Below are 24,039 nucleotides of genomic sequence, written 5' to 3' on the forward strand. Positions count from 1 at the left end.
ACAAGGAAGACCAGTGATGAGCCAGAACAAGCAGAACGGTATGGCGGCGACGTTCCCCCTGTTCGTCGGGGCCATCGTCGCGGCCGTGGCCTTCAGCCAGGACAACCGCGGCGGTGCCGTGCTCGGCCTGGTGGCCGGAGCCGTCATCTCCCTGATCGTGTCGGTACGCCGACGGAAGCGGTAGCGCACGATGAAGTACTCGATACTGCTGCCGGTGGTGCCGGCCCGTCCCGAACAGGCGGTGCTGTTCGCGAACCTCGTGCAGTGGACCTCCGCCGAGCGCCTGTGGCAGGGGCAGTCGCTGGTCCTCGACTCCCACCACCTCGCCACCTGGCTCGCCGGGCTGGGGGTGCGCGTCCCGATGGGCTTCGGGGTCTCCCTGATGCCGATGCGGTCCCCCTACCAGGCGGCGTTCGAGGCGCGCTCGGTCGCACTCGCCACCGGGCACTCCGTGGTGGCCGGGTTCGGCCCGGGACCCCTGTCCTTCCAGAGCGCTCTCATGGGACGGCCGTACGCCAGTCAACTGCGGGCCTCCCGGGAGTACGCGACGATCGTGCGCGCCCTGGTGTCGGGGGACGACGCCATGGTCGAGGGCGAGTACTTCTCGGTGGCCGCCCGGCTGCCGAAGCGCCCGGCGCCACGGGTCGAGGTGGGCCTCGGGGTGCTGCGCCCGAGGATGGCGGCCCTCGCGGGCGAGGTGGCCGACCGGGCCATCACCTGGCTCCTGCCGGCGCATTACCTGGCCGGGACGCTGGTCCCAGCGATGCACGGCGCCGACCGCAAGCTCGACAAGCCCGTGCGTACCACGGCCATCGTGCCGCTGGCGGTCGCGCGCGAGGGCCGTGACGTCACCGCCCTGGTCGAAGCGACCTGCGGAAACCACCTGAAGGCGCCGCACTACCAGGACGCGCTCCGGAAGGCCGGAATCACGGTCTCCGACCAGGGCGACGCGAAGGACGCCGCGCGGGTCGCGGACGCGGGCGCCTTCCTGTACGGCACCGTGGAGCAGATCCGCGGCCGGCTCGCCGAGTTCGCCGCCGCGGGGGTGGACGAGGTCGTCCTCAACACGATCGGTGTCGCGCAGACGCACGGACCGAAAGCGGCCGCCCAGGACCTCCTGCAGGTCCTCGGCAGCGCGTCGGGCGCGTCCTCGGACGACGTCCGGCCGACCTGACGCACGGCCGAGCCGGCGGCCCCCGCGCGCCCGGCGTGGCCCGCGGGTGCCGTCCAGCGGGCCCGGGCCGCGCGACCGGCCGCGCGTCACCTTTCCAGGCCTGATCACACGATTGTCCGTCAGCAGAGAGGGCGAAAGCACATGTCCCGCACCGAGAACGTCGATGTCGTCGTCGTGGGAGGTGGCCCGGCCGGATCCACGGTCGGAAGCCTGCTCGCCAAGGCCGGCCACACGGTACTCGTCCTGGAACGGGAGACCTTCCCCCGCTACCACATCGGGGAGTCCATGGTGTCCGGCATGGCTCCGCTCATGGAGGAACTCGGCCTCGTGGACGAGCTGGACGCGCGCTTCCGGCACAAGAGCGGGATCACCCTGCGGTGGGGCAGGGACCCCGAGCCCTGGCGCAGCGACTTCTCCGCGGCCTTCTCCTCGACCGGCAGCCACTTCACCCACGCCTGGCACGTCACGCGGAGCGAGTTCGACGAGCTGATGCTCGACAACGCCCGGAAGCTCGGCGCCATGGTGCACGAGGCCGCCCAGGTCACGGAGATCCTCCGGGACGGGACCGGCAGGGTGACCGGGGTGGCCTACACACAGGACGGTGAGACCCACCGGGCCACCGCCCGCTTCGTGGTGGACGCCTCCGGTCAGGGGCGCCAGCTGACCCGTCGGCTGACCCGGACCAGTTGGCAGGACGACCTGCGCAACGTCGCGGTGTGGACCTACTTCGACACCTACTCGCCCATCGCGTACCAGGACGACATCCTTGTCGAGGCCATCCAGAGCGGCGGCTGGGTATGGGGTATTCCGCTCTCGGACACCAAGCTGAGCATGGGCTACGTGCTGTCCGCCGAGCAGCTCGCCGAGCAGACCCGTGGCGGCCGTACCCAGCGGGACGTCTTCCTCGACTGCCTGAGGGACAGCCACGTCGCGAGGACGATGGTCGACGTGGAGACCCTCGGCGAACTCAGCACCACACGCGACTGGTCCCACGTGTGCGACACGTTCCACGGCCCGGGCTGGGCCGCGGTGGGAGACGCCGCCGCGTTCATCGACCCCCTGTTCTCCTCCGGGGTGTGGCTGGGCACCTCCGGGGCCTGGCTGGCCGCCCGGGCCCTCGACGCCGCGCTGGAGGACGAACGACAGGAAGCGCGGGCCATGGAGCGGTTCGACGCGCTCTACCGCCAGTTGTTCAAGGACATCCTGGCCTACGTGCGCTTCTTCATGGATCCGACCCGGCTGCGCGAGGAGTACGAGGAGCGGGCCCGGGAGATCGGGAACATGGTCACGCAGAGCTCGCGCGTCGGGTTCGTCTCGATGATCTCGGGCGTGAACGCCGTAGCGGACGTCGTGGACTTCGACCCGATGAGCGTCGAGGAGGTCGAGGGCGTCATGCGGGAGTGGGACGAGCAGGCCACCGCGAGCCAGGAGGCGACGGCGAGCGGTCCCGTGCGCTGAAGGTGACCGCGTCGTGGCGGGCCGTCCGGCCCGCTGCCCTGAGACCCGGGGCGCCGCGCTCCCGGCCCGCGACGCCCCGCTTCCCGTCCGACGGAAGGATGCGCTGTGCCCCGACGAGTCCGCCGGCCCGCCACGGTGGCCGCCGCCGCGACGGCGGCCGATTCCTCCGGGGCCGTGCCCGCACAGGCCGAAGCGGGCGCCGGCTCGCAAGCGGAGCCGGTCGTCTCGGACTTCACCTGGCCGCTTCCGCCGGGTGACACGGCCCCGGCGCGTCCGGCGCGAGGAAGCAGGCGGGCACGGGCCGGCCGTGCGGACCGCACGGACGGGTCGGCGTCAGATCCACTGCCGGCGAGCCGCTTGCACGCCTGCCGCGAAACGGCTGGAGACGCCGAGCCGCTCCATCAGCCCCGCCAGTTTCCGGCGCTCCGTGCGCACGCTGATGCCCAGTGATCGTGCCACCGCGCTGTCGGTGAGACCCTCGGCCAGCAACTCGAGCAGCTTGCGTTCCTGCGGGGTGATCTCGCCGGGCGAGGCCTCACCGGTAGCCGACCCCGGTGAGAACCAGTTCGCATGGTCCCAGTACGCCTCGAACAGGGCCCGCATGGCCAGCACCACCGGTCTGCTCCGGAAGAGCAGTGTCGTGCCGGAGACCTGTCCGGGAAGCCCGCTGACCACGGCGGCCGTCGTGTCCACGATCAGCAGGCGCATCGGCAGGGAGGGGGTGGTGCGCACCTCGCAGTCGTGTTCGGCCATCCACTGAGCATGCGACCGGGTGACGCGATCACGCATGATACTGTCGATGTAGATCGAGCGAAAGCGTACGCCGCGGGCGATGGCGCGCTGGTTGAGAGGCCTGGATGCCTCGACCGCCTCCTCGCTCAGTGGCCCCGCGGGATGGAAGGCCAGACTCTCCTGCTGGCAGGACTCCGCCAAGGCCTCGATGCGGGTACGGATGTCGTCGATGCGGTGAAGTCGCTCGATGCCGTCGACCTGGGCCGATCTGACGGCGGCGGCGTATTCCGCGGCTATGGCGTCGAGCATCGTCGTGTTGTGCTTGATGCGGTGTTCCCGCCACGCGAGCTCCTCCTGCTCCCGTTCGAGCAGGACTCTTATCCCGCGCAACGGGTCCACGGCTCTCAGCCCGCCCGGCGAGTCCTTGGAGGGGGCGAGCAGCGACAGGTCTATGAGCCGTGTGATGGCCGCCTTCACGCTGCCGTCGTCGCTGTTCGTCAGGCGGGCCAGTTCGTGCGTCTCCTGTTCGCTGTGAAACAGGAAAGCGCGATACACCCGGAGTGTCTCATGGTCAAGTGCCAGCACATCCGTCAAGTGCTTCCCCCTTTTTGGCGCCTTGTCAACTAAGCCGCGTGAGCCACGCGCCCTGAAGCGGGGGCGCCGGCTTGTGTGTTTCTGGTGATGCTCCTGTCGACAGTCTGCATGATCGTCATGGTAGCGACTGATGGCGTCCGGCGCGCCTTCCGGACAGCTCGTCACTTCGGTACCCCAGCGTCCGGAAAGCTCACGGGAGTTGGTCGAAAGAGACCTCCGCCGCCCGGTATCCGTCGCGACCGGCACTGGTTCGTCCCGTCATGTCCTGGCTCCGCGTGGCAACAGGCTGCCCGGCAATTTCCTGACAGATCTCGGATACGGACGGACGGGATACCAGAATGGTTTCCTCTCCTCGATCGCGGTTGCCGCCGGAGGAAGGTGAAGGCCGTGGCAAAGCGGGCACCAGCGGCCCAATGCCCTTCAACGGCCGTTGCGGACATTCGAATTGGAGTCAAGTCATGTTCCTGACAGCGGCACTCGCCGCGACCGCCACTCCGGTTCCCCGCGGACACCGTGCCCGCCCACGCCGGTCCGCGCCATGGCCGGCCCGGCCACCGGACTCCGCGCAGTTCGCGTCACGGGCAAGCTGAACAGATCGTCACATTGAGCAAGTAATGGGGGACAATTATGACGTCGACCGTGAGTCGCTGCTCCGTTTTAACGGCATTACCTCCCGGGGAGAAGGTGTTGTGCACAGCCATGTGCTGTCCGCTCCGTTGAAAGGGGCGGGTGGCGCCATGCTGTTCAGAATTCTGGGGCACCTGCGATTCCAGGAAGAGGTCGAGGTTCGTTCCCCCATGCGGCGGGCGATTCTCACGGCCCTGCTCCTGCGGTCCGGGCACCCCGTCGGAATGACGGAACTGGCCGAACTGCTGTGGGACGATCCGCCCTCGTCGGCCAGGGCGAACATTCGCAGTCACTTCACCGGACTGCGGCGTGATCTCGACCGGGCCATGCCGGGGCTGAGCGACAGGATCAAGACATGCCGCGGCACGCAGAGCGGCTACCGGCTGGAGGTGGGGCCCGACGAGGTCGACCTGCCCGTGTTCCTCCAGGCCTCCCGGCAGGGCCGCGCCCACCTGGCGCGGGGTGACGCCGACAGGGCCATCGCCGTGCTCGAGGACGCGCTGGCCCTCTGGCGCGGCCCGTTCGGGCAGGATCTGCCGATGACGCGCTGGTTCGACGCGCACGCGACCGGGCTCCGCAACGGGCGCCTCGACACCTACGAGGACCTCTTCACCGCGTTGCTCATCGCGGGCCGGACCGAGATGCTGTCCTACCGCATCGAGACGGTCATCGCGGAAGCGCCGTACCGGCAACGTCTGTGGGAACTCCTGGCAGCCGTGTACTGCGTCCAGGGCGACTCGGCGGGCGCCCTGAGCGTCCTCAAGCGCTGCAGGACGGTCCTCGTCGAGGACTTGGGCCTCGACGTGCCTCCGAGCGTCGAGGCCATCAGGGGCGCGGCGCTCACCTGGGACGGCGACGAGGCCCTGCGGCTGGTCGTACGCGCCGCCTCCTGCCGGGCCCAGGCCCCCTGGGGCGAAGTGGGCCCGGGACGCGAGCGGGGCCGGGCGCTCCCGGCGGTGCCGGCCCCCCGGCTGCCCTTCCACGAGGCGACCGGGTGAGCCTCCCGGCCGCGAGCGGCCCGCCCGGCACATCGTCCGCCCACTTCCCACCGCGACCGGCCGGTCCCGCGCCGGCGGTGAATCACGGAGGAGCCATGGAACACCCGAGAGACCTCTCGGACCCGATCGACGACTTCGTCTCCACGCTGACCGCAGGCGACTTCCTGTCGCGGGTCTACCACCACGAACACCGCGTGTTCCCCGGCGCCGCGGAGGGGATCAGGAGCGTCTTCGGCTGGGACGACCTGAACGAGATCCTGGAGACACATCAACTCCGTTCCCCTCAGATGCGGTTGTCGCGGGACGGCAGGCAACTCCCCGAGGCCTCCTACTTGGAGGCGCGTGCCGCCCGGCGCGGGCGCCGGCGGGTCCGGGTCGATCCGGCGAGGCTGCGAGCGGCACTGGGCGCGGGCCACACCCTCGCGATGCGGTACGTGGACGAGATCCACCCCGGGCTGTCGCGGCTCTCCGAGGCCTTCGAACGCAGGCTGCTCAGCGACTTCGAGTTCAACCTCTACGCCTCCTGGGCGCCCACCGGCGGTTTCAACGCCCACTGGGACAACCACGACGTGTTCGCCATCCAGCTCCAGGGCAGGAAGCGGTGGCGCATCTTCGGGCGCAACGAGTTCTCCATGCACCCGAGGGACTCGGCGATGGGTACGCCACCGGCCGAGGCCGTCGACGACCTGGTGCTCTCGCCCGGCGACGTGCTCTTCCTGCCCCGGGGCTACTGGCACGACCCGGTGACCGAGGAGGGCCCTTCCCTCCACGTCACCGGTTCGATCCCCTGCACCACCGGCCTGGACCTCGTCCACTGGCTGGTGGACGGACTCCGCGAGGACGAGGCCATGTGCGCCGAACTGTTGCGCTTCGGCGACCCGGAGGGCCCGCTGGAGGTGCTGCGGAAGGTGCGGGAGCGGCTGAACGGGGCGTTCGAGCAGGAGGATCTGCTGAAGTCGTTCTTCGCCGCCCGGGACGGCGCACAGTTCGGTAGGTTCCGGCTCGGCCTCCCGGACGTCGGGCCCACGCCCCCCGCGTCGGGTGTTTAGCGGATCGGTGGGAGGGGTTCTCGCCGGTCCGGCCTAGCGGAATCGCGCGGAGTGCACGGGCCCGATGGGCGTGAACACGTTCCGGCCTGACGCCGACGCACGGACAGCAGCCGGGTCCCGCACCCCTCGGGGGGTGCGGGACCCGGCTGCACTCGTCCTCGCGGCGGTTTCACCCCAGCGCCTGGGACCAAAACGCCGCCGGCCCGAAGCTGCTTCTGCTACCGGTCCACGCTTGTAGGAATGTCCGCACAACCGCACACGTGATGCGTCCGCAGGGGCGGCGGATGCCGTTCCCCGCCACCTTGTTCAGGCGTCGATGATGACGGGGATGATGAGGGGCTTGCGGCGGTAGGTGCGGAACGCCCAGTTCGCCACGGCGCGGGCGATGAGCTGTTCGAGTTGGCGCGCGTCCCCGACGCCCTCCTCGGCCGCAGTGGCCAGGGTCTTCTCGATGACGGGGACGACCGGCTCGAAGGTGGCGTCGTCGTGGACGAAGCCGCGGGCCAGGAAGTCGGGGGCCTCGGCGAGGGCGCCGGTGTCCGCGTCGACGATCGCCACCACCGTGACCACGCCTTCGGAGGCGAGGGTGAGGCGGTCCTTGAGGGATGCCTCGGTGGCGCCGCCCACTTCCATGCCGTCCACGTAGACGTTGCCCGCGGGAACCTTGCCGGTGATGGAGGCGCGCCCGTCGACGAGGTCGACGACGACCCCGTCCTCGGCGATGACGACCCGGTCGGGGTCGACACCGGTACGGATCGCGAGGTCGCCGTTGGCCCGCAGGTGGCGCCATTCACCGTGCACGGGCATGACGTTGCGGGGCTTGACGATGTTGTAGCAGTAGACGAGTTCGCCGGCGCTGGCGTGCCCGGAGACGTGCACCTTGGCGTTGCCCTTGTGGACCACGTGGGCGCCCCACCGGGTGAGTCCGTTGATCACCCGGTAGATGGCGTTCTCGTTGCCGGGGATGAGGGAGCTGGCGAGCAGGACGGTGTCGCCCTCGCCGATGCGGATCATGTGGTCGCGGTTGGCCATCCGTGACAGCGCGGCCATCGGTTCGCCCTGGGAGCCCGTGCACACCAGCGTGATCTTGTGGTCCGGGAGCTTCTCCAGCTCCTTCGTGCTCACGACCAGACCGGAGGGGACCTTCAGATAGCCCAGGTCCCGGGCGATGCCCATGTTGCGGACCATCGACCGGCCGACGAAGGCGACCTTGCGGCCGTGCTGGTGGGCGGCGTCCAGTACCTGCTGGATACGGTGCACATGGCTGGCGAAGCTGGAGACGATGACCCGGCGCGGCGCCGTGCGCATCACCTGCTCGATCGCCGGGTTCAGCTCACGCTCGGAGGTGGTGAAACCGGGTACTTCGGCGTTGGTCGAGTCGGTGAGGAACAGGTCCACGCCCTCCTCGCCGAGGCGGGCGAAGGCGCGCAGATCGGTGATGCGCTCGTCGAGCGGGAACTGGTCCATCTTGAAGTCGCCGGTGTGCAGCACCATCCCGGCCGGGGTGCGGATGGCGACCGCGAGGCTGTCGGGGATGGAGTGGTTGACCGCCACGAACTCGCAGTCGAAGGGACCGAAGCCACGCCGGTCGCCCTCCCGCACCCGCACGGTGCGCGGCCGGATGCCGTGCTCCTTGAGCTTGGCCTCCAGGAACGCCAGCGTCAGCTTGGAGCCGACGACGGGGATGTCGGGCCGCTCGCGCAGCAGGTACGGCACGCCGCCGATGTGGTCCTCGTGGCCGTGGGTGAGCACCAGGCCCACGACGTCGTCCAGCCGGTCCCGGATCGAGGTGAAGTCCGGCAGGATCACGTCCACCCCGGGCTGGGTCTCCTCGGGGAACAGGACACCGCAGTCGACGACGAGCAGCTTGCCCGCGTGCTCGAAGACGGTCATGTTGCGGCCGATCTCCCCGAGGCCGCCGAGGGCGATGACCCGCAGCCCTCCTTCGGGAAGCGGCGGGGCGGCTTTCAGCTCGGGATGCGGGTGACTCATACACCCGACGGTACCCGTAGAACGGGACAGGTTGATCCATGGCCCGTGTGATCCGTTCGGTGCAGGAGGGATACGTCGCCCGGCAGGCCTCTCACCTGGTGCGACCCACAACCTCACAGCCCCCGTCGTAGGGGCGTCCGTGAGAGCGGTACTCGACGAGACCCCCGCGAGCGCGGCCCGGCGACGGTTCCCGGGAGCGGTGCCGGAATCCTGCCCGAGCAGCCGACCCGCCGCACGACGGTGCGCTCCGGTGCGAAATACTCGTCCGATGAGCTCACGCACTTCCCCGACGCGTCAGCCGATCACGATACGGAGAGCCGTCGCACGGGACGCCAAACGGCTCACACGGCTCGTGCGCGGCTCAGGAGCCTACGAGGGCAAGTACGCGTCCGCAGTCGCGGGCTACCGGGTCGGGCCTGATTACATCGAGGCCCACCGCGCCTTCGTGGCCGTCGGCTCGGACGAGCAGGGAGGCCGGGTCCTCGGGTTCTACTCGCTCGTCCTCGCTCCACCGGAGCTCGACCTGCTGTTCGTCGCCGACGAAGCGCAAGGACGGGGTATTGGACGGCTGCTCGTCGCGCACATGCAGTCCGAGGCCCGTGCCGCCGGGCACGACCGTGTCAAGGTCGTGTCGCATCCTCCCGCCGAGGGCTTCTACCACCGCGCAGGCGCAGTGCGGATCGGGACCGCGCTCGCGAACCCGCCCGCCGTGCCGTGGGACCGTCCCGTATTCGAGTTTCGCGTCTCTTCGGGATGAGATGACGTCCAAGGGCTCTCCGGAACGCCGGAGCAGGTGCGCCGACCCACTTCTGCCGCCCTTCGCTCGACGTGCCGTGCAGCGCAAGCGGGACTAGGCTTTCTGAGCGAAGGCCGCAGTCAACGACACGCCCTCTGCCTTTCGCTCGCAGGCTTGCCGGCTTCCGGTCACAGCACCCGATCAAGCGAATGACGCACGGGTGGACCCTGGGAGACCGGCCATGAGGCCGTTCCTTCAATTCGCTGCGGTGACACCTGAAGACCGCGCCGCACGCCGCTTGTGGAACCCGGCGACGGCCATCCACCTCGCGCCTCCACGGCGGTGGAGACCACGGCGGCTACGGCGGTGGAGACCATGGCGCTACGGCGGTGGAGACGATGGCGGCTACGGCGGTTCTGGCGGAGGCCACGGTGGCGGTGGCGGCGGCCACCGATTGAGGAGTCCACTGAGCGCGACGACGTGCGGTCCGTCACGGGGCCGCACGTCGCGGGCGCCTCGTGCCTGGGAAGCGCGTCTGCCCGAAGGAGTCTGCCCATGCGAATCGTCGTGGACCTGAATCGTTGTCAGGGATACGCACAGTGTGTGTATCTGGCGCACGAGGTCTTCCGGTTGAACGGTCAGGAGGCCCTCACCTACGAGCCGAATCCCGATGACGAGCGACGCCTGCAGGTTGAGCGCGCGGCTGCGGCGTGCCCCGTGCAGGCGATCGTGATCGACCGCTTGGAGGGCGCGCAGGGGAGCACGACGTCATGACCTTGAGGGCAACGGTCGCGGAGCTGGTGCGCGAGTTCCGGGCGAGCGGGCGGATCGTCATCGTGGGTGCCTCCCTGGCCGGGCTCCGGGCGGCGGAGACGCTGCGCGAGGAGGGCTTCACCGGTTCCCTGACCATCATCGGGGAGGAGCCGTACGAGCCGTACGACCGTCCGCCGCTGTCCAAGCAGGTCCTCAAGGGCTGGGTGCCGGCCGACCACACGAAGCTGCCCCGCATGCGGGAGGTGGACGCGGACTGGCGGCTTGGAGCGGCCGCTGTCGGGCTGGACCGGGCCACCAAGCAGGTGCGGCTGGCGAATGGCGAGCAGGTGCCGTACGACCGGTTGCTGATCACCACGGGCACCCGCGCGCGGCAGTGGCCGAACCCGGACGAGGCCGCACTGGAGGGCGTCCACACGATTCGCTCGCGGGACGACGCCGCACAGCTGCAGAAGGAGCTGGCCGAGTCGCCGTCGCGGGTCGTGGTCATCGGCGCCGGGTTCATCGGCTCGGAAGTAGCCTCCGTCTGCCGGGAGCTCGACATCCCGGTGACCGTCGTCGAGCGGGGTGCGGCGCCGCTGGTCGGCGCGCTCGGCGGGGTGATCGGGGAGATCGCCGCGCAGATGCAGCGCGATCACGGCGTGGACCTGCGCTGCGGACTGGGCGTGTCGTCACTGGAGGGCGACTCCGGCGGGCATGTGCGGCGTGCGCACCTGTCCGACGGAAGTGCCGTCGACGCCGATGTGGTGGTGGCCTCGCTGGGGTCGATCCGCAATGTGGAGTGGCTGGAGGGCTCCGGACTGGCGGCAGGATTCTGGGGTGTCGGGTGCGACGCCGGGGGCCGTGCCTTCGACATCAACGGCGTGGTCACCGACAGCATCTACGTGGCAGGGGATGTGGCGCGCGCCCCGCACGTGCTGTACGAGTACCAGTTCCTCGCCATGGAGCACTGGGACAACGCCGTGTTCGGCGCCGAGGTGGCGGCGCACAACATGGTGAACCTCGAGCCCCACTACCGCCCGCACCTGCTGCTGCCCGGCTTCTGGTCCGGTCAGTTCGGCGTCAACATCAAGTCCGTCGGCGTACCCCCCTTCGGTGACGAGATCGTCTTCACCCAGGGGTCCGTCGCGGACCGGCGTTTCGCCGCCGCCTACGGTCACCGAGGGCGCACCGTCGCAGCCGTGACCTTCGACCACGGCAAGTGGCTGGAGTACTACGGGAAGCTGATCGAGCGGTCCGGTCCGTTCCCGCCTCCGCCGCCGGGCTGGGACCAGCCGCCCGACACCAAGCCGATGCCGGCCGAGTTCCCGGACCCCAGGGTCCCGACGGGGATCCCCGACGTCGTCCTGACCGGACACGCCCCGAGCGAGCGAGCGGCCGAGTTCCGGCCCCGGCGCCACTGATCCGGCCCGCTTGGCCGAGCGCGCAAGCGGACAGCACAGACAGGAGGAAGGAGGGGAGCCTCGTGGTCGAGGAAACCCCCTGGCAGCAGGCCCTCCGCTACGCCAACCGCGCCAACCCCTATCCCTTCTACGACGAACTGCGCAAGACACCCGTGGCGCGCCAGCCGGACGGCACCTACGTCGTCAGCACCTACCGGGAGATCGTCACGCTGCTGCACGACCCAAGGGTGAGTTCGGACCCGCGAAAGCGCCCCGCCCCGGCCCACGCGGAGGGCTCGGGGGAGCCGCAGGCGGCCGAGCCGATCAGGGAGGTGCTGACCGAGCCGAACATCATCACCTGCGATCCGCCCGAGCACGACCGGGACCGCCGGATGATGATGCCGCACTTCGTCGGGCCGCCCCATGCGCCCCACCTGATCACCGACCTGGAGCCCGAGATCCGCCGCATCGTCGGCGGCCTCCTGGACGACATGGAGGGCAAGACCCGGATCGACGCCGTCGACGACTTCGCCTACCCCCTTCCTGTGACGGTGATCTGCAAGGTCCTGGGCGTGCCGCTGGAGGACGAGCCACGCTTCCACCACTGGGTCGAGACCGCCCTGGACGCCTTGGACTTCGGCCCCGAGGCAGCCTCCGAAGAGATCCGAAGCCGCCAGGCCGGAGGGCGGCAGGCCGTGCAGGAGTTCGCACGCTTCACGGCCGATCTGCTCGACCGGTACGCCCGGCAGCCAGGCCCGGGCATGCTCTCCGCGATGGTGAACGAGGACGGCCCGGAAGGGCGGATGCCCAAGGGCGTGCTCATCAGCAACGCCCTGCTCCTGATCTTCGCGGGACACGAGACCACGGTCAACCTCATCGCTCACAGCGTCCTCACCCTGCTGCGCCACCCGGACGCGCTGGAGAGGCTGCGCGGCCGGCCCGAGCTGATCGTGCCCGCGGTGGAGGAGCTGCTGCGGTTCGAGTCGTCGGTGCAGTTCTGGCACACCCGTTCCGCCGTGGAGGACATCGACATCGCCGGCACCACCATCCCGGCGGGCGCACCGATCTTCCTGGCGTACGGGTCGGCGAACCGCGACCCGGAACGGTTCACCGACCCCGACCGGCTCGACCTCGAACGCCGGGACAACGCACACCTCGGGTTCAGCCAGGGCATCCACTTCTGCTTCGGCGCCCCGCTCGCGCGACTCGAGGTCCAGATCGCGGTCGGCGAGTTCGTCCGCCGGGTGCAGAACCCCCGGCTGGTCGAGGACCCGCCGCCGTACCGGCACAACCAGATCTTCCGGGGGCCGCGGCACGTCCTCGTCGACATCGACGGCATCCGCGACTGACCGGCGTCGCGCTGCCCGCTGCACGCATCCGCCCTCACGCCCGGGCACGGGAACGCAGGGTGGGTGGAGCGGCCGGGAGCGGGCGTCACCGGGCTCACACCGGGGAGCCGCCCCGCTCAGCGACGCCGGACTGACCCGCTGTCACGCAGTGCAGCGGACGGCACACAACGACTGTGCCTGGCCGCCGGCGTCGGGCGGTCCGGCGGAAACACATCGCGGCTCCCGCAGGACGCAGGAGCCTGCCGGGAGCACCTCATGCGCCACCGCCCCCTGCCACTTCCGCCGAGCGACATGAGGCCGATCGGGTGACGATGGACGTGTAGTGACGTAACCACACCGCTCACAGAAGGAGGTAGGTGCCATGACATCCCCTTCCGAATCCCCCGGTTCCGTTCCGTCGCACGGCACCGAGCGCCGAGAGGGGGGTCCTGCGGCCGAAGGCATCGCCGCCCTGGCGAACGTGGGCTGGCAGATCCTGCTCATTATGGGCCTCGCCACCATCGCCCTGGGCGTCATCGCCCTGGTCTGGCCGGGCGAGACGCTCCGCGTCGTCGGCGTGCTCTTCGGCGTCTACCTGCTGGCTACAGGTGTCTTCCAACTCGCCGCCGCCTTCGGCACCCACGTCCCCCCGCATCTTCGCGTCCTGCACTTCGTCACCGGCGCGGTATCCATCCTGCTGGGACTGGTCTGCTTCCAGGGCCCCCTCGAGTCGGTCTTCCTGCTCGCCCTGTGGATCGGCTTCAGCTGGCTGTTCCGGGGCACCTTGGAGACGGTCGCGGCGGCCTCCGATCAGGCCATGCCGGGCCGCGGCTGGCATGTGGCCTTCGGCATCATCGGCACCATGGCCGGCATCGTGATGATCGTCATGCCGTTCGCCTCCATCGCGACACTCACGCTGGTAGTGGGCGTCATGGCCATTGTCGTCGGTCTGACCGAAGTGGTGCGCGCCATCAGGACACGCGTCGAGATCGGCCATCTGGCCGCCGGCACGGCCCCCCAGCGGCGCCCCCTGTTCCACGCCCGTCCGCATGCTCAGCACTGACCGGCTGAGCCGGACCGACCGGGCGCCGGCGAGCGGCGACACCACGCACCTCCGCCGGCCGGCTGCCGCACTCCGTCAGGCCGTTATTCCGGCGCGTCGGAACGGTCGGCGTTCTCGGGGCTGTTGTCCGTACGTGTCGGCAGTCCCAGTGGCCGACCACCGCGGTGGGCCCAGATGTCACCGAGGACGACCTGGATGATGCCGGTGACGGGAATCGCCAGCAGGGCACCGAGGATTCCGGCGACTTCGGCGGCGATCAGGGTGGCCAGCAGCACGGTGAGGGGGTTGAGTTTCACCGTCCGAGACAGGATGACCGGTTGCAGGAGGTGGTTCTCGGCCTGCTGGTAGACGATGAAGAAGACGACGGCCACAATGCCGGCCGGCAGGGAGTGCACGAACGCCACCGCGGAAGCGACGACAGCACCTATGGTGGCTCCCACCAGGGGAATCAGGTCGGTCACGGCGACGAACAGGGCCAGCAGGCCGGCGAACGGCACTCCGGAGACCAGCAGCACGACGTAGGTCAGAATCCCGCAGATGACGCTGATCAGCAAGTTCCCGGTCAGGTAGCCGTTGACGGTACGGGCGCACGCGGCTCCGACGCGGCGTATACGGGCCGCGGGCGCCTCGTCCACGAGGGCCAGGGACCGGTCTACGGCCCTGGGGCCCTCCAGCACCATCAGATAGGCCAGCACGAAAATGGTGACGATGCCTGCCGCGGTGCTCGCGGCATTGCGGAGGAACTTCGCGACGGGCGTGCTCAGTCCGGTGGCGAACGCGCGGATCTGCGCCTGATGGTGCTGGACATACCGCAGAGCGTGTGTCCGCTCCAGCAGGTTGCCGACCGGCCCGCGGCCGGCCTGGGCGTCTCTCATCATCGCGGGCAGACGACCGGCGAACCGACTTCCCTCCTGGGCCAGGGGGACGACGAACAGGGCGACCACCGCGCCGATGACCGCGGCCGTGGCAAGGAAGACCAGCAAGGCGGCCACAGACCGCCGGCACCGCGGCACCCGTCGTCGCAGGGCTTCGACCGCCGGATGAAGTGAGACGGCCAGGAACAACGCGATGACCGCCCAGATCAGCACCCGCCGAGCCTGGACCACCAGTTCGAGTAGAACGAAGGTGGCGAGTACCAGGCCGATGGTGGCGAGGATGGTTCGCACCGGAACCGGACGCGTCGCCATGGGCGCCGGGTTCCCAGCCCCGGAACGGGAAAACGAGGAATCCGCGTTCGGGGGGCAAAGCGAGCTGGGCACGGCAGTGGGCCAGGGCGTCGTGCCACACTGCGGTCCAGCCATCCTCCTGCAGGCCCCTGCTACAGGGGCTGGCGTGAGACGTGAGAGGGTCCGGGGCGTGAGTGAGACACCCCCGAACTGAGAGCGGCGTGCGACGAGAAGCCCCGCGGGTACGGCCTGGCGGGGTTTCCGAACAGGTGGGTCACAACGCCGGCGCGGGCGCCGTTGCACTCGGTCGTCCTCCGTGGGACCGTCCCGCATTCGAGTTCCGCATCCCTTCGGAATGACGCGCCGTGCCGGTTGGCGAGGCACCGGCTTCGCTGCGTGGTGGCCGGCTTGCAGGAGCCGCTGGACGCGCGCGCTCCGTGTGGTGTGGTCAGCGCTGGAGTAGCGGTAGCCCGAGATGGGGTCGACGTCGGCAGGGGGCAGCAGCCCGGAGTCGGCGTAGAACCGCCCTCGGCCCGGCCCGAAGCCGTCATGTGCGCCTCACCTACGAAGTCAACGCTTTTGGCCGCGAGAGGGATACCCGCCGAAACGGAGCAGAACGATGTTGCCGGCGCCTCGCACTGCGCCCAGCATGACAAGCTGTGCTTACCCACCACCGAACCCAGGAGGTCACCATGACCGCAGAGCCCGTATCTACGGAAGGTTCGGAGCCGGCTGCCCCGGAGACGTCCCCTCTGGAGCCGGACAGCGACGGCAACTACGACCTCAAGCGCAAGTTCCGCGAAGCCTTGGCGCGCAAGCGCGGCGCGCAGACGGACGCCGCTGATATTGCTGCCAAGTCCGATGCGTCGAAGGTGCGTTCGGCGAACGGCCCGGCTGCGAGCCAGCGGTCGTTCGGGCGCAAGAGCGGCGGCTGAGCCGATGAGCCCCGTGATCTAACCGCTTCAGCGGCATCGCCCTATCCACTCGCACGTCCCGTCCAGTGGCCCGCGACGTGCGCATGCCCGTGCGCGCGTCGCGGGCGGGCGTAGCCGGCGGACTCGCCTGGGGGAATGGCCCAGATGCGGTTGGCTCGGGTCGGTGGCGCCGTCGAACTGGAATAGCCGCCGTTTCCTCCTGCTCACGGCGTTGCCGCACCAGGATGCTGCTGTTTCCACCGAGCTGATCGACAGCCTGGTCCTTGCTGGTCTTCGATATGGCCGCTCCCGTGCGTGCGCCGGAGACGGGCCGTGACGCTTGCCGGAGCCACCCTGATCTCCACGCCCGCCCGCACCATACCTCGGGGGAGCAGCCCTTACGCTGGGCGCGCCCCCAATGCTTCCCGAAACGTTGCGCTCCGGCTGGGTCAATATCTGTGCCCGCGAGCTGAGATTTCAACGGAACAGGCAGACAGATTCTCTATTGCATTAAGTGGGGTGGGATTCTTCACCGTACACAGGCCGCTGTGGCGTGCTACTGTCGATCTCAGTTGCAGTTGTGGTTCCCAAAACTTCAAGTGCCCTCCGGGCGGCGCCTGCGCCACTGGAGGCACTTTTGTTATCCGGTCTTTTCCGGGCGGGGTGATCATCGCGGCGACACAGGGTCCGCGCAGTGCGGATCCCGACGCACTGCCCCAAAGGAGAAACGACATGGCTGCTGGTACTGTGAAGTGGTTCAACGCGGAAAAGGGCTTCGGCTTCATCGAGCAGGACGGTGGCGGCGCTGATGTGTTCGCCCACTACTCGAACATTGCCGCCCAGGGCTTCCGCGAGCTGCTGGAGGGCCAGAAGGTGACCTTCGACATCGCGCAGGGCCAGAAGGGCCCGACGGCCGAGAACATCGTTCTCGCCTGACGCTGACTGTCGCGTACTTGTAGCTGGGGCCCGCGTCCTTCGGGGTGCGGGCCCCAGCTACTCGCATCTTCCCGCAGTGGTTTGGCCTGCGGACGACAACCAGGAAACCCGTAGGCTCACCGCATACGGAGCATCCTTCAGGGGTGCACGCATCCCTTTATGGCTTCATCGCGGCGGACGCCCGGACATTGCGTCCGCTTCGCGCCACTCATTCCAGCTCCTGTGCCGCACGGATTTTTCGTCGGTCAGATTCGCTGTCGCATTCCACCGGTCCATTCTTGCAATTCTCTGTGCTGCTGATCGCTGCGGGAATTCCTTGATATGTGCCGCATCGAGGAAGGTTCCGCATGAACCGCACACGCACGAACGACCGCTTCAACCGCACCCGTAACGGCAGTGCCGAATCCGGAAGGGGCGGCAGCCGATTCGGTTCGTCCGCCAGGAGCCGCTCCGGCGGGCAGAGCCGTTCCGGTGGTTACGGCCGCCGGCCCGCCGCGGTCCAGGGGGAGTTCGCGCTGCCCAAGACGATCACTCCCGCGCTCCCCGCCGTGGAGGGCTTCGCCGATCTCGACATGCCCGGGGCTCTGCTGGGCGCGCTCAGCTCGCAAGGCGTGACCGTACCCTTCCCGATCCAGGCTGCGACCCTGCCGAATTCTCTCGCCGGCCGGGACGTACTGGGCCGTGGCCGCACCGGCTCCGGCAAGACCCTCGCTTTCGGGTTGGCGCTGCTGGCCCGTACGGCCGGGCAGCGCGCCGAGGCGAGGCAGCCGCTGGGGCTGATCCTCGTACCCACGCGCGAGCTGGCGCAGCAGGTCACCGACGCGCTCGCCCCGTACGCCCGCTCTGTGAGGCTGCGGCTGGCCACGGTGGTGGGCGGAATGCCGATCGGCCGGCAGGCGAGCGCGCTGCGCGGCGGCGCCGAGATCGTCGTCGCCACACCGGGACGCCTCAAAGACCTCATCGACCGCGGCGACTGCCGGCTGAACCAGGTTTCCATCACCGTCCTCGACGAGGCCGACCAGATGGCCGACATGGGCTTCATGCCGCAGGTCACCGCCCTCCTCGACCAGGTCCGCCCCGAAGGCCAGCGCATGCTGTTCTCCGCCACTCTCGACCGCAACGTCGACCTGCTCGTGCGCCGCTACCTCAGCGACCCCGTCGTGCACTCCGTCGACCCCTCGGCCGGCGCGGTCACGACGATGGAGCACCACGTGCTCCACATTCACGGCGCCGACAAGCACACGGCCACCACCCAGATCGCCGCACGCGACGGCCGTGTGATCATGTTCCTCGACACCAAGCACGCCGTCGACGGCCTCACCGAACACCTCCTGAACAGCGGGGTACGGGCCGCCGCCCTGCACGGCGGGAAGTCACAGCCACAGCGCACCCGCACGCTGGCACAGTTCAAGACCGGACACGTCAATGTGCTGGTAGCGACCAACGTCGCGGCGCGCGGCATCCACGTCGACAACCTCGACCTCGTCGTCAACGTCGACCCGCCGACCGACCACAAGGACTACCTCCACCGCGGCGGCCGTACCGCCCGCGCAGGAGAGTCCGGCAGCGTCGTCACCCTGGTCACCCCCAACCAGCGCCGCGGCATGACCCGCCTCATGGCAGCGGCCGGCATCGTGCCGCAGACCACCCAGGTCCGCGTCGGCGAAGAGGCCCTGCACCGCATCACCGGCGCCCAGACCCCCTCCGGCATCCCGGTCGTCATCACCGCACCGGTGGTCGAACGGCCCAAGAAGCGCGGCGCCACCTCACGCGGCCGACGCCGCCCCGTCTCGGCGGCCCGCCGCGCGCCCGTACGGCAGTCCACCGCCGGTGCGGCGGCATAGAGCCTTCGTGTCAGGAAGCCCGCCCAACTCCGCAGGAGGCACCCTTTGACGCTGGACCAGACGCAGTTCCGCCAGGCGAGCGCCCACCCCGCGCACGGCACGGAGGCCGACACCAGGGACGCGGCCGGACCGCAGGTCTGGGAGGACATGACCGTGGAGGTGGCACTGTCCGTGATGGACGCCGCCCGTACAGGTCATCTGGTCGTCTGCGACGAGGACGGTCTGTGCACCGGCCTGGTCACCCGGGCCCGGCTCATGGCTGTTCGTGACGGCTCCGGATACACGGACCGCATCCGCCTGCGTGACATCGCCGACGTCATCGGGCCCTTCGCCTCACCTCTGACCACGAGGGCCGAAGCCGAACGTGCGATGCACTGCCGCCGGCTCGGGGCCCCGCCCATGGTCGACGGACACGGCGACGCTCTGGGCGTCCTCGCCCTCTCCCGCTGAACCGCCCTCACCCCACCCGGACCGGTCTTCTCGTCTCCCTGGAGGCATCATGCGCTGTGTCATCGCCCGCTTCCCGTTCGACCTGACCAAGAGCGGCGTGGTGGAATCGATGAAGGGCATCACACCTGAGCTGGTCACCGGTGAGTACGTCATCATCGGACGACGCCACTACCCCGCCAAGCAAGTCGGCCAGGTCGTCACCCGCCAGGACCGCCGCGATTTCAGCATCGGCGAAGTCCTCAGGGCCATGACCCAACTCGGCTTCACCTGCCGCACCCGCCCTACCGCCGCGTCTGCGCCCCTGGCCGACCCGTACGGGCCGGCTTCCGCAACGCTCGGCACTCCGCCTGTCCGCCTGACGTACGGACAGGTGTGAGCCGAACAGAGCAGTGAGGCCCCAGCGGCGTAGGCGAATTCCAGGGGCCGTGGCAACACCGCGGTGAGTTGATCAAGCCGCGAGCAGTTTAAAACAGACGCTCGGCTGGGGTCTCCCAGTCGAGCGTTTTGCGTGGGCGGCTGTTGAGTTCGGTGGCGGCGGCGTCCAGGTCCTCGCGGGTGTGGCGGGAGAGGTCGGTGCCCTTGGGAAGTACTGTCGCAACAGGCCGGACCGCTTCAGGTGAGGCGGGAGGGTCTGGGTGGTCGCGGTGAGCGCGTTGCGGACAGCGGCGGCATCGTGGTCGCGTGGGAGGTGCACGAGCTACTGGTGACCACGGTCAGGGACATCTGATTGCTCGGTCTTCGATGAACGCTTGTGCGGTATCGCGTGCGTCGGCAAGGGCCACGTGGAACGGGGCAGCTGTGGCGTTGACGGACATTGTGATCATCAGGGTCGCCCTCGTCTGCGGATCGTTCATGCCCGGCCCTTGCCTACCCGGCCCTGCGCCCCGCCCGCCAACCACCCGAGCCACCGTGCTCGCCGGAGGGGGCTGAGAATCGCGGTCGGCGCCGCCACGGGAAGCTCTGCGGGCGGCTCTGGGTCTCATCCGTGCGTCGGACCTGCGCTGCGAACGGCCCCCAGTATTCGCAGATCGGCTCAGCGAGAGACCTCGTCGTCGAGCCGCAGCAAATCTATGCTCGCTGAAGTAGACATTCGATGTCTCAGTGATTATGGTTTCTTTCGTAGTCGAGATCGAGCAAGGCCCGGCAGACACGAACTGCCGGGCAGCAGTCCACGTATGACGGTGCGGTGGTGGAGTTCCGAAGCCAGGTTGTTGTACGACGGCGACGGGACTGACGACCGGACCGGGTGGCCCGAAGTGATGAGGGGCCGCCGCGAGCAGGACCGCAGTTGACGCGGTTGCAGTGCCAGTAGTACGCAGTCCCTGTTTGCAAGTGATTGGTTCCGAGGGAAGAACGGAGGAGTCGAGCGCCATCAGGATCGCCCGGGCGGAAGACGCGAGCCCGGGTACCGCAGGACATCGATAGGTAGGTGGTCTCCGGTCACGCATCCGCGATCCCCGCACCCCCGCCGGAGTATCAGGCGACCGGGCGGAAACAGAAGGCCGGCGCAGCACTAGGGCCGGCAGATGGTGTTGCAGTTCCTTCGGGGCCTTGGTGCCAAACGGCACCAAGGCCCCTCCACGCGTTCCGCAGAGAGGTGAGATGACAGCAGACGAGTCGCTAAGCCGTCTCGACGACGACGACTACCCCGCCTACACGATGGGCCGGGCCGCCGAGTTGCTCGGTACCACTCCCGGCTTTCTCCGCGCCATCGGCGAAGCGCGGCTGATCACACCACTGCGCTCCGAGGGCGGACACCGCCGCTACTCCCGCTACCAACTGCGCATCGCGGCCCGCGCGCGTGAGCTCGTCGATCAGGGCACCCCGATCGAGGCCGCATGCCGGATCATCATCCTCGAAGACCAGCTCGAAGAAGCCCAGCGCATCAACGCCGAATACCGCCGCACCGGTGGATCGTCCAGTCCGTCGGCCGCAGCCTGAGGTGAGCGGGCCCGCCGGTATCGGCGGGCTGTCGCACCCCCGCGTGGCCGGGCTACGGCGCGCAGAGACGGTGCTCGTGTCCGAACGGCTGCCCCGTCAGTAGACGGCGAGGGAGAGGGCGATGTAGTGGGCGGTGAAGGCCGCCACGGTCAAGGCGTGGACCACCTCGTGGAAGCCGAACCGGCGGGGCGAGGGGTCGGGGCGTTGGACGGCGTAGACCACCGCGCCTGCGCTGTAGAGGAGACCGCCGGTCACTGTCAGGGTGACCACGGCCGCACCGCCGGTGTGCAGGAAGTCGGGAAGGCAACGCACCGGTGCCCGCCCCAGGGCCAGGTAGCAGGGGGTGTACAGCCAGCGGGAAGCGTTGACCCACAGCACGCGGAAGGCGATACCTGTCAGCGCGCCCGTCCATACGATCCACAGCAGCAGGTTTCGCCGGTCGGGAGGGAGAAAGTCCGTCAGACATGACGCTCATTTGACGTTCCGGCCACCTCACAGCCCGCGCCCAAGGCAGGAAACCCCATGTGACCTGCAGATTCTCCCGTCCACACATCTTGTCACGTGTTTCCGATGACGCCTCACGTGGAGTGCGTGGCGATTCCGGAGCCTGCTGGACAAGGGCGCCTGACCTCGGGTTCGTGAGCCAGGCGCTTTTAACAATCAGGCGGCGACGAGCTCCTGCTCACGGTCCGGCGCCTTGACCTCGGGCTTCTTGTTCGGCAGCGAGAGCCGGAAGACCTTGCGCCACGCGGAGAACACCTGTTTCGGCAGCGGTCCGGTGACGTACTCCAGCTCGTACTTCTCGAACAGCGCGCGCACCTTCACCGCGACCTCGGCGTACCGGTTGCTCGGCAGGTCCGGGAACAGGTGGTGCTCGATCTGGTGCGACAGGTTGCCCGTCATGAAGTGCATGGCCCTGCTGCCGCTGATGTTCGCCGAGCCCATCATCTGGCGCAGGTACCACTGGCCGCGCGTCTCGTCCTTGATCGACCGGCGCTCGAAGACCTGTACGCCCTCGGGGAAGTGCCCGCACATGATCACGGAGTGGGACCAGATGTTGCGGACCAGATTCGCGGTGAACGTGGCGGCGAGCGTGGGGAGGAACGACGGGCCCGACAGCAGCGGGTGGATCACGTAGTCCTTGAGCACCTGCTTGCGGATCTTGCGGCCCACGGCCTTGGCCCGCGCGCGGAACTCCGGGTTCTTGCGGCACCGCTTGTTCAGGTTCTTGCCGAGCTCCAGGTCGTAAGCTGCGATGCCGTACTCGAAGAAGCAGGCGTTGATGAAGTTCCACAGCGGCTGGCCGAGGTGGAACGGGTGCCACTTCTGGTCCTCGTCGACGCGCATGATGCCGTAGCCGAGGTCGTTGTCCTTGCCGATCACGTTGGTGTACGTGTGGTGCAGCTCGTTGTGCGAGTGCTTCCACTGGTCGGACGGCGAGACGTGATCCCACTCCCAGGTGGTGGAGTGGATCTTCGGGTCCCGCATCCAGTCCCACTGGCCGTGCAGGATGTTGTGGCCGATCTCCATGTTGTCCATGATCTTCGCCACGGACAGACCGGCGGTGCCGAGCAGCCACGCGGGCGGGAAGATCGAGAACAGCAGCACGCCCCTGCTGACCAGCTCGAGCTTGCGCTGCGCCGAGATGACCCTACGGATGTAGGTGGCGTCTTTCTCGCCGCGTCCGGCGATCACTTCGTCGCGGATCGCGTCCAGTTCGCGGCCAAGCTCCTCGATCTGCTCCGCCGTCAGGTGGGCGGTGGGGTCGATGGCGGTCAAGGTGCTCCTACCGTTCGATGTCGCAAGGGCCCGCCGCGGCGGACACACAGGTCTGGATGAGGACGCCCGGCTCGGCCTCGGTGATCTCGCCGGTGCGCAGGTCGCGGACGGCGCCCGCCTTGAGCGGCGTGATGCAGCCGAAGCAGATGCCCATGCGGCACCCGGACGGCATGAGCACGCCGGCCTCTTCGCCGACGTCCAGCAACGGCGTGGCGCCGTCCGCGTCGACGGTCTTGCCGGTGGCGCTGAACGTGACCTCGCCGCCGTCGCCGGCGACGACGATGCCGGGGCGGAAGCGTTCGGTGTGCAGGCGCTCTTGGACGCCGTGCTCGCTCCAGTGCTCCTTGGCGGCGTCGAGCAGGCCCGCGGGCCCGCAAGCCCAGGTCTCGCGCTCGGCCCAGTCGGGCACGAGTTCGTCGAGACGGGCGATGTCGAGCATGCCGTCTGTGTCGGTGTGCACCTCGGTGAGCCGCAGCTTCTTGTCCGCGACCAGGTCGTGCAGTTCGTTGCGGAAGATCACGTCCTGCGGCCGTGGCGCGCAGTGGACCATGACGACGTCGTCGAACTCGACGTCGCGCAGCATGCCCATCACGGGCGTGATGCCGCTGCCGGCCGTCAGGTAGAGCACCTTGGCGGGCTTGGCCTGCGGCAGCACGAAGTCACCGGTCGCCTGGTCGAGCTGGATCAACGTGCCCGGGTTCGCCCTGCGGACCAGGTGGTTGCTGACCTTGCCGTCCGGGATCGCCTTCACGGTGATCGTGACGCGGCCGTCCCGGCGGTTCGTCGGCGAGGTGATGGAGTAGGCACGCCACATGCGCACCCCGTCGACGTCGACCCCGATCCGCACGTACTGACCGGCTGTGTGGCCGCGCCAGCCCCGTCCCGGCCTGATCACGACAGTCGCGGCGTCACCCGTCTCGGGGTGCACGGCCTCGATGCGCCCCCGCAGGTCAGCGCCCGCACGCAGTGGGCTGACCAGGTCGAGGTAGTCCGACGGCAGCAGCGGCGTCGTGACCATCTCCAGCAGTTTCCACGCCCTGCTGCGAAGGGCTGCACTCGTCATGACTCCAGCTTGCTGCGTCTCAGGGCGTAAAGTCCTGACCGT

Annotated in this window: 21 protein-coding genes and 2 pseudogenes; 16 read left to right on the forward strand and 7 right to left on the reverse strand. The window is 69.1% G+C overall.

Going from position 1 to position 24,039, the window contains the following annotated elements; genetic code table 11:
• The first annotated feature begins 16 nt into the window (after positions 1–16).
• From ACFQ9Z_RS30250 to ACFQ9Z_RS30260, 3 genes are all read left to right on the forward strand, one after another.
• On the forward strand, positions 17–184 hold the full coding sequence (locus ACFQ9Z_RS30250; protein ID WP_383026054.1) for a hypothetical protein: 168 nt from the start codon (positions 17–19) through the stop codon (positions 182–184).
• Positions 185–190: 6 nt separating this feature from the next.
• Positions 191–1,174, forward strand: a complete 984-nt coding sequence (locus ACFQ9Z_RS30255) for an LLM class flavin-dependent oxidoreductase (RefSeq protein WP_383026057.1) — start codon at positions 191–193, stop codon at positions 1,172–1,174.
• 141 nt (positions 1,175–1,315) lie between these two features.
• Positions 1,316–2,632, forward strand: a complete 1,317-nt coding sequence (locus tag ACFQ9Z_RS30260) for an NAD(P)/FAD-dependent oxidoreductase (protein WP_383026060.1) — start codon at positions 1,316–1,318, stop codon at positions 2,630–2,632.
• Positions 2,633–2,965: 333 nt separating this feature from the next.
• On the opposite strand, the gene ACFQ9Z_RS30265 is transcribed toward ACFQ9Z_RS30260, so the two are convergent.
• Positions 2,966–3,949 carry a LuxR C-terminal-related transcriptional regulator gene (locus ACFQ9Z_RS30265; RefSeq protein ID WP_383026476.1) on the reverse strand — a complete coding sequence of 328 codons (984 nt, stop codon included), beginning with the start codon at positions 3,947–3,949 and terminating at the stop codon, positions 2,966–2,968.
• Between the two features lie 746 nt (positions 3,950–4,695).
• On the opposite strand from ACFQ9Z_RS30265, the gene ACFQ9Z_RS30270 reads away from it, so the two are divergent.
• Positions 4,696–5,583, forward strand: coding sequence for a BTAD domain-containing putative transcriptional regulator (locus ACFQ9Z_RS30270; RefSeq protein WP_383026063.1), 888 nt, complete (start codon positions 4,696–4,698; stop codon positions 5,581–5,583).
• Between the two features lie 95 nt (positions 5,584–5,678).
• A complete protein-coding gene (locus ACFQ9Z_RS30275; protein WP_383026066.1) occupies positions 5,679–6,632 on the forward strand; it encodes a cupin domain-containing protein in 954 nt (317 codons plus the stop codon).
• A 306-nt stretch (positions 6,633–6,938) separates the two neighbouring features.
• Here the strand turns inward: ACFQ9Z_RS30275 and ACFQ9Z_RS30280 are convergent, their stop codons facing one another.
• On the reverse strand, positions 6,939–8,624 hold the full coding sequence (locus ACFQ9Z_RS30280) for a ribonuclease J (protein WP_383026069.1): 1,686 nt from the start codon (positions 8,622–8,624) through the stop codon (positions 6,939–6,941).
• A 268-nt stretch (positions 8,625–8,892) separates the two neighbouring features.
• On the opposite strand from ACFQ9Z_RS30280, the gene ACFQ9Z_RS30285 reads away from it, so the two are divergent.
• The 5 genes from ACFQ9Z_RS30285 (at position 8,893) to ACFQ9Z_RS30305 (ending at position 13,904) form a co-directional block, all read left to right on the forward strand.
• Positions 8,893–9,381 carry a GNAT family N-acetyltransferase gene (locus ACFQ9Z_RS30285; protein WP_383026074.1) on the forward strand — a complete coding sequence of 163 codons (489 nt, stop codon included), beginning with the start codon at positions 8,893–8,895 and terminating at the stop codon, positions 9,379–9,381.
• A gap of 534 nt (positions 9,382–9,915) precedes the next feature.
• A complete protein-coding gene (locus ACFQ9Z_RS30290) occupies positions 9,916–10,134 on the forward strand; it encodes a ferredoxin (RefSeq protein ID WP_383026077.1) in 219 nt (72 codons plus the stop codon).
• The gene (locus ACFQ9Z_RS30295; RefSeq protein ID WP_383026080.1) at positions 10,131–11,534 is read left to right on the forward strand and encodes an NAD(P)/FAD-dependent oxidoreductase; all 1,404 of its coding nucleotides are present in this window, start codon (positions 10,131–10,133) and stop codon (positions 11,532–11,534) included. The genes ACFQ9Z_RS30290 and ACFQ9Z_RS30295 overlap by 4 nt, the downstream gene beginning before the upstream one ends.
• Positions 11,535–11,596: 62 nt before the next feature.
• Positions 11,597–12,862, forward strand: a complete 1,266-nt coding sequence (locus ACFQ9Z_RS30300) for a cytochrome P450 (protein ID WP_383026083.1) — start codon at positions 11,597–11,599, stop codon at positions 12,860–12,862.
• Positions 12,863–13,223: 361 nt separating this feature from the next.
• A complete protein-coding gene (locus ACFQ9Z_RS30305) occupies positions 13,224–13,904 on the forward strand; it encodes an HdeD family acid-resistance protein (RefSeq protein WP_383026087.1) in 681 nt (226 codons plus the stop codon).
• Between the two features lie 83 nt (positions 13,905–13,987).
• Here the strand turns inward: ACFQ9Z_RS30305 and ACFQ9Z_RS30310 are convergent, their stop codons facing one another.
• Complete coding sequence (locus ACFQ9Z_RS30310) at positions 13,988–15,205, reverse strand: AI-2E family transporter (RefSeq protein ID WP_383026090.1); 1,218 nt, start codon at positions 15,203–15,205, stop codon at positions 13,988–13,990.
• A gap of 557 nt (positions 15,206–15,762) precedes the next feature.
• Between ACFQ9Z_RS30310 and ACFQ9Z_RS30315 the strand changes: the two genes are divergently transcribed.
• The 5 genes from ACFQ9Z_RS30315 to ACFQ9Z_RS30335 all read left to right on the forward strand — a co-directional run bounded on the left by ACFQ9Z_RS30315 (position 15,763) and on the right by ACFQ9Z_RS30335 (position 19,590).
• Positions 15,763–16,005 (forward strand): DUF5302 domain-containing protein, encoded by a 243-nt coding sequence (locus tag ACFQ9Z_RS30315; RefSeq protein WP_383026093.1) that lies wholly within the window; start codon positions 15,763–15,765, stop codon positions 16,003–16,005.
• Between the two features lie 711 nt (positions 16,006–16,716).
• Positions 16,717–16,920 (forward strand): cold-shock protein, encoded by a 204-nt coding sequence (locus tag ACFQ9Z_RS30320; protein WP_014145516.1) that lies wholly within the window; start codon positions 16,717–16,719, stop codon positions 16,918–16,920.
• Positions 16,921–17,267: 347 nt separating this feature from the next.
• Complete coding sequence (locus ACFQ9Z_RS30325) at positions 17,268–18,764, forward strand: DEAD/DEAH box helicase (RefSeq protein WP_383026097.1); 1,497 nt, start codon at positions 17,268–17,270, stop codon at positions 18,762–18,764.
• 45 nt (positions 18,765–18,809) lie between these two features.
• A complete protein-coding gene (locus tag ACFQ9Z_RS30330; protein ID WP_383026101.1) occupies positions 18,810–19,214 on the forward strand; it encodes a CBS domain-containing protein in 405 nt (134 codons plus the stop codon).
• Positions 19,215–19,263: 49 nt separating this feature from the next.
• Positions 19,264–19,590 (forward strand): SCO5918 family protein, encoded by a 327-nt coding sequence (locus ACFQ9Z_RS30335; protein ID WP_383026104.1) that lies wholly within the window; start codon positions 19,264–19,266, stop codon positions 19,588–19,590.
• 88 nt (positions 19,591–19,678) lie between these two features.
• Here ACFQ9Z_RS30335 and ACFQ9Z_RS30340 read toward each other — a convergent pair.
• Positions 19,679–19,911, reverse strand: a pseudogene (locus ACFQ9Z_RS30340) (IS30 family transposase); the annotation flags it as partial.
• 905 nt (positions 19,912–20,816) lie between these two features.
• Between ACFQ9Z_RS30340 and ACFQ9Z_RS30345 the strand changes: the two are divergent.
• Positions 20,817–21,155 carry a MerR family transcriptional regulator gene (locus ACFQ9Z_RS30345; RefSeq protein WP_158925729.1) on the forward strand — a complete coding sequence of 113 codons (339 nt, stop codon included), beginning with the start codon at positions 20,817–20,819 and terminating at the stop codon, positions 21,153–21,155.
• 96 nt (positions 21,156–21,251) lie between these two features.
• Here ACFQ9Z_RS30345 and ACFQ9Z_RS30350 read toward each other — a convergent pair.
• From ACFQ9Z_RS30350 to ACFQ9Z_RS30360, 3 genes and pseudogenes are all read right to left on the reverse strand, one after another.
• Positions 21,252–21,605, reverse strand: a pseudogene (locus tag ACFQ9Z_RS30350) (hemolysin III family protein); the annotation flags it as partial.
• 210 nt (positions 21,606–21,815) lie between these two features.
• Complete coding sequence (locus tag ACFQ9Z_RS30355) at positions 21,816–22,934, reverse strand: fatty acid desaturase family protein (protein WP_383026107.1); 1,119 nt, start codon at positions 22,932–22,934, stop codon at positions 21,816–21,818.
• 7 nt (positions 22,935–22,941) lie between these two features.
• Complete coding sequence (locus ACFQ9Z_RS30360) at positions 22,942–23,997, reverse strand: ferredoxin reductase (protein WP_383026110.1); 1,056 nt, start codon at positions 23,995–23,997, stop codon at positions 22,942–22,944.
• Positions 23,998–24,039 lie beyond the last annotated feature (42 nt).

Source organism: Streptomyces sp. NPDC056580 (assembly GCF_042793175.1).
In the GTDB taxonomy this organism is placed as follows: domain Bacteria; phylum Actinomycetota; class Actinomycetes; order Streptomycetales; family Streptomycetaceae; genus Streptomyces.

Bases quoted from the DNA above. Each gene is read 5' to 3' on its own strand.
- ACFQ9Z_RS30250 (WP_383026054.1), top strand. From the start codon at position 17: ATGAGCCAGAACAAGCAGAACGGTATGGCGGCGACGTTCCCCCTGTTC.
- ACFQ9Z_RS30255 (WP_383026057.1), top strand. From the start codon at position 191: ATGAAGTACTCGATACTGCTGCCGGTGGTGCCGGCCCGTCCCGAACAG.
- ACFQ9Z_RS30260 (WP_383026060.1), top strand. From the start codon at position 1,316: ATGTCCCGCACCGAGAACGTCGATGTCGTCGTCGTGGGAGGTGGCCCG.
- ACFQ9Z_RS30270 (WP_383026063.1), top strand. From the start codon at position 4,696: ATGCTGTTCAGAATTCTGGGGCACCTGCGATTCCAGGAAGAGGTCGAG.
- ACFQ9Z_RS30275 (WP_383026066.1), top strand. From the start codon at position 5,679: ATGGAACACCCGAGAGACCTCTCGGACCCGATCGACGACTTCGTCTCC.
- ACFQ9Z_RS30280 (WP_383026069.1), bottom strand. From the start codon at position 8,624: ATGAGTCACCCGCATCCCGAGCTGAAAGCCGCCCCGCCGCTTCCCGAA.
- ACFQ9Z_RS30285 (WP_383026074.1), top strand. From the start codon at position 8,893: ATGAGCTCACGCACTTCCCCGACGCGTCAGCCGATCACGATACGGAGA.
- ACFQ9Z_RS30290 (WP_383026077.1), top strand. From the start codon at position 9,916: ATGCGAATCGTCGTGGACCTGAATCGTTGTCAGGGATACGCACAGTGT.
- ACFQ9Z_RS30295 (WP_383026080.1), top strand. From the start codon at position 10,131: ATGACCTTGAGGGCAACGGTCGCGGAGCTGGTGCGCGAGTTCCGGGCG.
- ACFQ9Z_RS30305 (WP_383026087.1), top strand. From the start codon at position 13,224: ATGACATCCCCTTCCGAATCCCCCGGTTCCGTTCCGTCGCACGGCACC.
- ACFQ9Z_RS30310 (WP_383026090.1), bottom strand. From the start codon at position 15,205: ATGGCTGGACCGCAGTGTGGCACGACGCCCTGGCCCACTGCCGTGCCC.
- ACFQ9Z_RS30315 (WP_383026093.1), top strand. From the start codon at position 15,763: ATGACCGCAGAGCCCGTATCTACGGAAGGTTCGGAGCCGGCTGCCCCG.
- ACFQ9Z_RS30320 (WP_014145516.1), top strand. From the start codon at position 16,717: ATGGCTGCTGGTACTGTGAAGTGGTTCAACGCGGAAAAGGGCTTCGGC.
- ACFQ9Z_RS30325 (WP_383026097.1), top strand. From the start codon at position 17,268: ATGAACCGCACACGCACGAACGACCGCTTCAACCGCACCCGTAACGGC.
- ACFQ9Z_RS30335 (WP_383026104.1), top strand. From the start codon at position 19,264: ATGCGCTGTGTCATCGCCCGCTTCCCGTTCGACCTGACCAAGAGCGGC.
- ACFQ9Z_RS30345 (WP_158925729.1), top strand. From the start codon at position 20,817: ATGACAGCAGACGAGTCGCTAAGCCGTCTCGACGACGACGACTACCCC.
- ACFQ9Z_RS30360 (WP_383026110.1), bottom strand. From the start codon at position 23,997: ATGACGAGTGCAGCCCTTCGCAGCAGGGCGTGGAAACTGCTGGAGATG.